Raw genomic sequence first — 6,492 nt, 5'->3', positions numbered from 1 at the left:
ATCCCCGACGGCGCGCCCGAGGACGCCATGGACCTCGTCCGGGAGTTCTACTGAAGCGTTTTTCCGCTCGGGTGCCGCGCTCCGCGCGGCACCATTTGCTCACGGGCGCAATGCGCCCGTTCGCACGGCATGCGGGAGTGGTTCGAGAGAGCGAAGCTCTCTCGTCATCACGAGGGGCTTCGTCCCTCGAACGACTTCGCTCCCGCACTATTCGCGGTAAAAACGTTCACAAAAAAGACGGAGCGCGCCGAAGGGGCGCTCCGTGCGACGATCCTGCCCGCACTGGAGGACCGATCCGGACCGCGGCCACTGGGTGGTCGAACGTTCGGTCCTCGGCTGTTCGACGCCGTGACTCGATACCGAATGCAGTGTCGCCGCCGTAGCCACGCGGCGGGCACTACTCGGGGTATTCTAGCAGAACGCTTTACTGTGGAGGGCCGGTTGTGCTCGCGTATGGATGCCGACTCGGTCGAGGGCCTCCTCCACCTCTTTCACAAACGGTACGACGTGCTGGATTGTCTCTGTGACGACCAGTTCGACAAGCGGGCCGTCGAGGAGCGGACGGGAGCCTCGCGACCGACCGTCGACCGAGCCTTCCGTGAACTCGAAGACGCGGGTATCCTCACGTCGACGGGGACGACGTACGAGTTGACCAACTTCGGTGAGCTCTGCTGTGCGGAGTTCGAGCGCGTGGACGCGGCGCTCGGGACGCTCACCGAAGTCGAGGGCCTGCTCTCACACCTCCCTCGCGACGCCGGACTGGACATGCGGCTTCTGGAGGGGGCGGCGGTCCACCACGCCGAGGATCACGCGCCACACGAACCGCTGGCGGAGATGGTCGACCTGGCCAAGTCGACCAGCGAATTCTACGGCTACTCGAACCGGATCACCCCCTACATCGTCGACGCCTTCCACCGACTCACCGTCGAGGAAGAGCTCCCGGCCCACTTCGTGTTCTCGGAGGGGGTGTACGAGACCGGGCTGTCGAACTACGACGAGAAGTTCGGTGCGATCCTCGAGGCCGACCACACGACGGTCCACGTGACCGAACACGCTTACACCTACGGTGCCGCCGTGGGCGACGACCGCGCCGCCGTCTCCGTCGCCAACGATATGGACCGGTTGCTGGCGGTCATCACCAACGACTCCGACGCCGCTATCGAGTGGGTCCAGGAGTTCCTCGACGGAATCGTCGCGTCCGATCGGACGCGGAAACTCTGACCCGGATCACTCTCTGATTCTCGATCAAGCAGTGATCGACACTCGCTCGGTAACACTTTCGATATGTGATTCGTAGGCCGGAGCGATGGCACAACAGTCGGTTCGCGGGCTCTCGGGGTTCGGGGCGGTCCCGATACCCGATGCACTCGAAGCGCTGAGTGACGAGCGCCGGCGGATCGTCGTCCGGGTTCTCCACGGGACCGAGGGGACCACGACCCTGCAGGAACTCGCGACCGAGATCTGCCTGCTGCCCGACGGTGCACAGGACCGCGACCGCGTCGTCCTCGACCTGCACCACCGGACGCTCCCGAAACTCGACGCCCTCGGCCTCGTCGACTACGACCCCGCTGACAACGTCGTCGAACCGCGCTCGGCCCTCGGAGACCTGCTCGGCCTCGTCGAACACGTCGAGTACACGAACCGCTAGCACCCGCCTCCCCGGTCGAACTCCTGCACCATCTCGACGTGCGGAATACCCGCTTCTTCGAACTCCTCACCCACCGTCCGGTAGCCGAGTCGCCGGTAGAACCCCTCCACGTCGACCTGTGCGTGCAAGCGGAGTCGCGTGCCGTCACGCTCGCGGGCCGCGGCGTGGACGGTCTCCATCACGCGCCGCCCCCACCCTTCGCCGCGTCGGGACTCGCGGACCGCGACGCGTTCGACCTTCCACGTCCCAGCCGTCGACTCGCGGAGTCGGGCGGCCCCGATGGCCTCCCCGTCGTCGTAGGCGACGACGTGGACCGCCTCGTCGTCCAGTCCGTCGAGTTCGCGGTCCTCGTCGATACCCTGGCCTTCGACGAAGACGGCGTGTCGAACGGCGAGGGCGTCGGTACGCTCGCGTTCGGTGTCGGCGACGACGACGCCGGAGTCGACCATACCTTCGGGTAGTGCGCCGGCGACAAAAACGCCGCGCCGTCAGGCTTTGCGGATCTGTTCGGCGACTTCCTCGACGCCGTCGTAGGTGTGGTCGACGATGCCCTCCATGTTGAGGAAGCCGTGGATCATCGACTCGTGGTTGCTGTACTCCACGTCGACGCCGGCCTCGGCGAGTTCCTGGGCGTAGGCGTGGCCCTCGTCCCGGAGCGGGTCGAACCCACAGGTCAGGACGTACGCCGGCGGCGTCTCGGCGAGTTTGTCACGCCGGGCGTTCATCGGGAACGACCACGGGTGGTGGGCGTCGACCTCGTCGTCGATGTAGTGTTTGACGAACCAGAGCATGTCCTGGGCGGTCAGGAAGTAGCCGTCCCCGTTCTGTGCCCGCGAGGGCATCGGGTCCATGTAGGTCGTCGCGGGGTAGAGCAGGAGTTGCCGGTCGATGTTCGGCATGCCGCGCTCGGCGGCCATCAACGAGACGACGGCGCTGAGGTTCCCGCCGGCGCTGTCGCCGGCGACGACGTGCGTGCCGGTGTCACCGCCGTACGCCTCGGCGTTGCGGGCGGTCCACTGGGCCCCGGCGTAGGCGTCCTTGATGGGTTCGGGCCACGCCGCTTCGGGTGCCTTGCGGTACTCGACGGAGACGATCACCGCCTCCGCGCGGTTGGCCAGCATCCGGCAGAGTTCGTCGTGGGTGTCGATGTCGCCCGCGACGAAGCCGCCGCCGTGGTAGTACGTGACCGTCGGGTGGCCGTCGCCGGCCGGCGCGTAGACCCGGGCAGGGATGGGCTCCTCGCCGTCCCCGGCGGCCGGAATCTCGACGTCCTCGACGGTGCCGACGTCCTCCGGCTCGCCCGTCGAGAGGTTCGTCATGATCGTCAGCTGCTCGCGTGCGTCCTCCGGTGTCCCCTTCGAGAGTGTGATGTCGTAGTCGTTGAGCAAGTCGAGCATGTTCTCGACGTGCTCGTCGAGGTCCCCCCGTACCGGCTGGTCTTCGAACATATGCCTTTCTTTCACACCCCTCCCCTGATGAACGTTCTACCTCTCAATTACGGCCTCTTTTAACAGGTAGGGGTTCACGACGCGAGAGCCGGCTGTTTTCGCCGCGGAGAGGGTCCTTTTTTAGTAGATGACGCGATAATGGTGAACAATGAGTGCGCAGCACGGAAACATCGTGGGGGTGACGCGGTGGGGGCCGTCGTCACGGACTCGACGTGGGGGTGTCGGTGTTGCGCACGACGAGACGGCTCGGTGTCCGGTGGGGAACAGCGCCACGAGAACGGATCTGCAGTACACAACACGACGCTATGACTGATCACTACGACGTAGTCGTCGCCGGTGCAGGACCGGCTGGAGCACAGTGCGCTCGCGACCTGGCGGCACGGGGATACGAGGTCCTCGTCCTCGAAACCGAGGCCGAAGACGAGTTCCCGCGACAGAGCAACAAATCGACCGCCGGCACGTTCCCGTCGATGATGGCGTCGTTCAACGTGCCCAGCGACGTCGTGATGAACTACACCGACAACGTCGTGCTGGAGTCGCCCAACGATCACTACGTCCAGGAACGGGCCGGCGCAGTGCTGGAGTTTGCGGATTTCAAACAGTGGCTGGTCGAGGAAGGGCGTGCGAAGGGTGCCGAGTACTGGTTCGGCGCCCGCGTCGCCAACCCCATCATGGACGGCGGCGAGATCGTCGGCGTCGAGTACAACGGCTCCGAGGAAGTGTACGCCGACGTGGTCGTCGACGCGACCGGCCCGTCCGCACCGCTGGCCAGGGAACTCGGCGTGAGCGATCTGGAACGGCAGAACCAGGCCATCGGTATCGAGTACGAGTTCGAGGGCCTCGAGGTGAACCACGACGAGTACGCCGACCTGACCGACGGGATGATGCTCCGGCTCGACCACGACCTCGCGCCCGGCGGGTACTCCTGGATCTTCCACACCGGCGAGGATACCGCCAAGGTCGGCCTCTGTTACATTCAGAACGAGCGCTTCCAGTCCCGTGGCAAGGACGGGATGACCATCGACGAACACCTCGACTACTGGCTCGAGACCGACCCTCGATTCGAGAACGCGACCAAACTCGGAGGCAAGATGCACCGCGGGTCGGCGCACATCCAGATGCCCGGCAAGCTGAGTACGGACAACTTCATGGCCGTCGGCGACACCGTGCCGACTATCGACCCACTGTGGGGCGAAGGGATCCACAAGTGCATGGAGTCGGGCCGCGTCGCGGCCGTCACGGCCGACAAGTGTCTCACGCCCAACGAGCCCGACACCTCCGCCGAGAACATGCAGACCTACGACGACCTCTGGCACGACCGGGTCGCCCCCCGGATGCGCAACCGGCTGTTGATGACGAAGCTCCTCTATCTCGCACCGAACGAGCGTTACGACCAGCTGATGGCCGACCTCCGGGAGACGCCCGACGAGACCCTGGCCAAGGCCAACAAGGGGAGTCCGCTCGCCATCGGGAAGCTCATCCACACCGGCGACCTCCCGCTGCTGGTCGACTACGCGAAACAGCGTTTCGACGGCACCGGGTCCAGCCCGGCGAGCGCCATCGCGGCCATCGCGAAGCTCTTCCAGAACTAGGTCGGTGCCGGTTTCACAACGGTTTTGCACGCGGCACCCATTCCTCCGGTGACTATGACCCCCCAACTCGATCCCGAGAGCGTCCCCCGAGCCAGCGGCATGCCGATGCTGGGTCTCGGCACCTGGCAGAACGACGACGCAGACCAGTGTGCCGAGAGCGTCCGGACCGCACTGGAGATGGGCTACCGGCACATCGACACCGCACAGGCGTACAAGAACGAGGATGCCGTCGGTCGCGGGATCGCCGAGGCCGACGTGGCCCGCGAGGACGTCTTCCTCGCCACGAAGGTGTGGATCTCGAAGCTCTCCCACGACGACGTGATCGAGAGTACGGCGGACAGTCTGGAGCGACTGGGCGTCGACTACGTGGACCTGCTGTACATCCACTGGCCGTCCGGCGAGTACGAGCCCGAGGAGACGATCGGCGCGTTCAACCAGCTCTACGACGAGGGCAAGATCGAACAGTTCGGCGTGTCGAACTTCGAGCCCGATCACGTCGAAGAGGCCCGCGAGCACGCCGAGATGCCCGTGTACGCCAATCAGGTGGAGATGCACCCCCTCCTGCCCCAGGCGGAACTGCGCGAGTACGCGGCGGAGACGGACCTGGAACTGGTCGCGTACTCGCCGCTGGCCCGCGGGCAGGTGTTCGAGAACGACACCATCGTCGACATCGCCGAGGCCCACGACGCCAGCCCCGCACAGGTCAGCCTCGCCTGGCTCAACGAGAAGGGCGTCACGGCCATCCCGAAGGCCACGAGCGAGGCCCACATCCGGGACAACTGGGAGAGCGTCGGGCTCGAACTCGACGCCGAGGAGATCGACCGACTCGACGCCATCGAGGAGCGCGACCGCCGCGTCCACCCCGACTTCGCGCCCGACGCCTGGTGACCGGCTGGTGCGGCCGACGCGCTCGCATTCTCGCCCGCTGACACCCGTCTGACGAGGCCAGAATGATTATACCCCCCGCGTCGTAACCCGGCGCACATGGCAGCGGGACGCGGACGCGCGTCGGGCGGTGTCGTCGACGACATCCGCTTCGATCTGCGGCGGATGCACGAGACCTGGATGGAGCTGTTCTTTCCGCGCCAGCGCAACGCTTCGAGTTCCGTCCTCGGGAAGTGGCAACCGAAGACGGCCCGGGAGAAGGTGACCTACAACACCTGGTACTACCTCGGGATTCCGATCATCGGACTCGTCTACCCACTCGTCTTGCTCGGGGTGATCCTGCGCTTCCAGAGCCGGCGACTCGACAGCGCGGCGCTCCGACTCGGAACCATCGGCGTCGTCGCCCTCTTCGTCGTCCTCTGGGGCGCGCTGACCGCGGCGTCGTACGTCCGGTTCGACGGGCTCTCGGAGGGCTTTTTCGCGGTCGCGGCCGCCTCGACCGTCGCCGTCGTCGCCGCGGCGCTGGCGGTCGGCTTCCGCGTGATCGGCGGCCGGGGCACGACAGTCGTGTTCGCCTGGCCGTTCGCGATGACGGCGATTTTCCTCCCGCCGGTCGTCGCGGCACTGTACTCCCCGACGGTCGCGGCGGTCGTCCTCCCGCGGAGCGAGAGCCTCGCCATCTGGCTGCTGGAGAACCCCCTCGACTTCGCGAACGTGAACGCGTACCTTCGGACCCGGTACGACCTCGAAGGGATCGCCTTCGCCGGCATGTGGTTCGGCATCTCCGTCCCCGTGGGCTGGGTGCTGGGCATCCTCGTCACGTTGGCCGACCTCGTCCGGCCGAAGGCGGACAGCGGTGACGACGACGACTGAGACCGCCGCGGTCCGCGTCGTGACCTGGCCCGCCGGAAACACAATC

Annotated in this window: 7 protein-coding genes; 5 read left to right on the top strand and 2 right to left on the bottom strand. The window is 66.3% G+C overall.

The genetic code is table 11. From position 1 onward, the window contains the following. Nucleotides 1–453 precede the first annotated feature (453 nt). Entirely contained in the window at nt 454–1,221 is a 768-nt protein-coding gene (locus tag EAF64_RS20495) for a helix-turn-helix transcriptional regulator (protein ID WP_129070840.1), read from the top strand. 85 nt (nt 1,222–1,306) lie between these two features. Continuing rightward, entirely contained in the window at nt 1,307–1,648 is a 342-nt protein-coding gene (locus EAF64_RS20490; RefSeq protein WP_129070839.1) for a DUF7344 domain-containing protein, read from the top strand. On the opposite strand, the gene EAF64_RS20485 is transcribed toward EAF64_RS20490, so the two are convergent. Further along, nucleotides 1,645–2,097: a GNAT family N-acetyltransferase gene (locus tag EAF64_RS20485; RefSeq protein ID WP_129070838.1), complete on the bottom strand. Its 453-nt coding sequence runs from the start codon at nt 2,095–2,097 to the stop codon at nt 1,645–1,647. The two genes, EAF64_RS20490 and EAF64_RS20485, sit on opposite strands and share 4 nt — an antisense overlap. Before the next feature lie 39 nt (nt 2,098–2,136). Further along, complete coding sequence (locus EAF64_RS20480) at nt 2,137–3,096, bottom strand: alpha/beta hydrolase (RefSeq protein ID WP_129070837.1); 960 nt, start codon at nt 3,094–3,096, stop codon at nt 2,137–2,139. Between the two features lie 305 nt (nt 3,097–3,401). Here EAF64_RS20480 and EAF64_RS20475 point away from each other — a divergent pair, with 305 nt between their 5' ends. The 3 genes from EAF64_RS20475 (at nt 3,402) to EAF64_RS20465 (ending at nt 6,446) form a co-directional block, all read left to right on the top strand. After that, nucleotides 3,402–4,688 carry a digeranylgeranylglycerophospholipid reductase gene (locus tag EAF64_RS20475; protein WP_129070836.1) on the top strand — a complete coding sequence of 429 codons (1,287 nt, stop codon included), beginning with the start codon at nt 3,402–3,404 and terminating at the stop codon, nt 4,686–4,688. A 54-nt stretch (nt 4,689–4,742) separates the two neighbouring features. After that, entirely contained in the window at nt 4,743–5,576 is an 834-nt protein-coding gene (locus EAF64_RS20470; protein ID WP_394345758.1) for an aldo/keto reductase, read from the top strand. Between the two features lie 96 nt (nt 5,577–5,672). Then, on the top strand, nt 5,673–6,446 hold the full coding sequence (locus tag EAF64_RS20465; RefSeq protein ID WP_129070835.1) for a hypothetical protein: 774 nt from the start codon (nt 5,673–5,675) through the stop codon (nt 6,444–6,446). Nucleotides 6,447–6,492 lie beyond the last annotated feature (46 nt).

The organism is Halorientalis pallida (genome assembly GCF_004118325.1).
GTDB lineage: Archaea > Halobacteriota > Halobacteria > Halobacteriales > Haloarculaceae > Halorientalis > Halorientalis pallida.
This window is presented reverse-complemented; position numbering and strand designations above follow the sequence as displayed.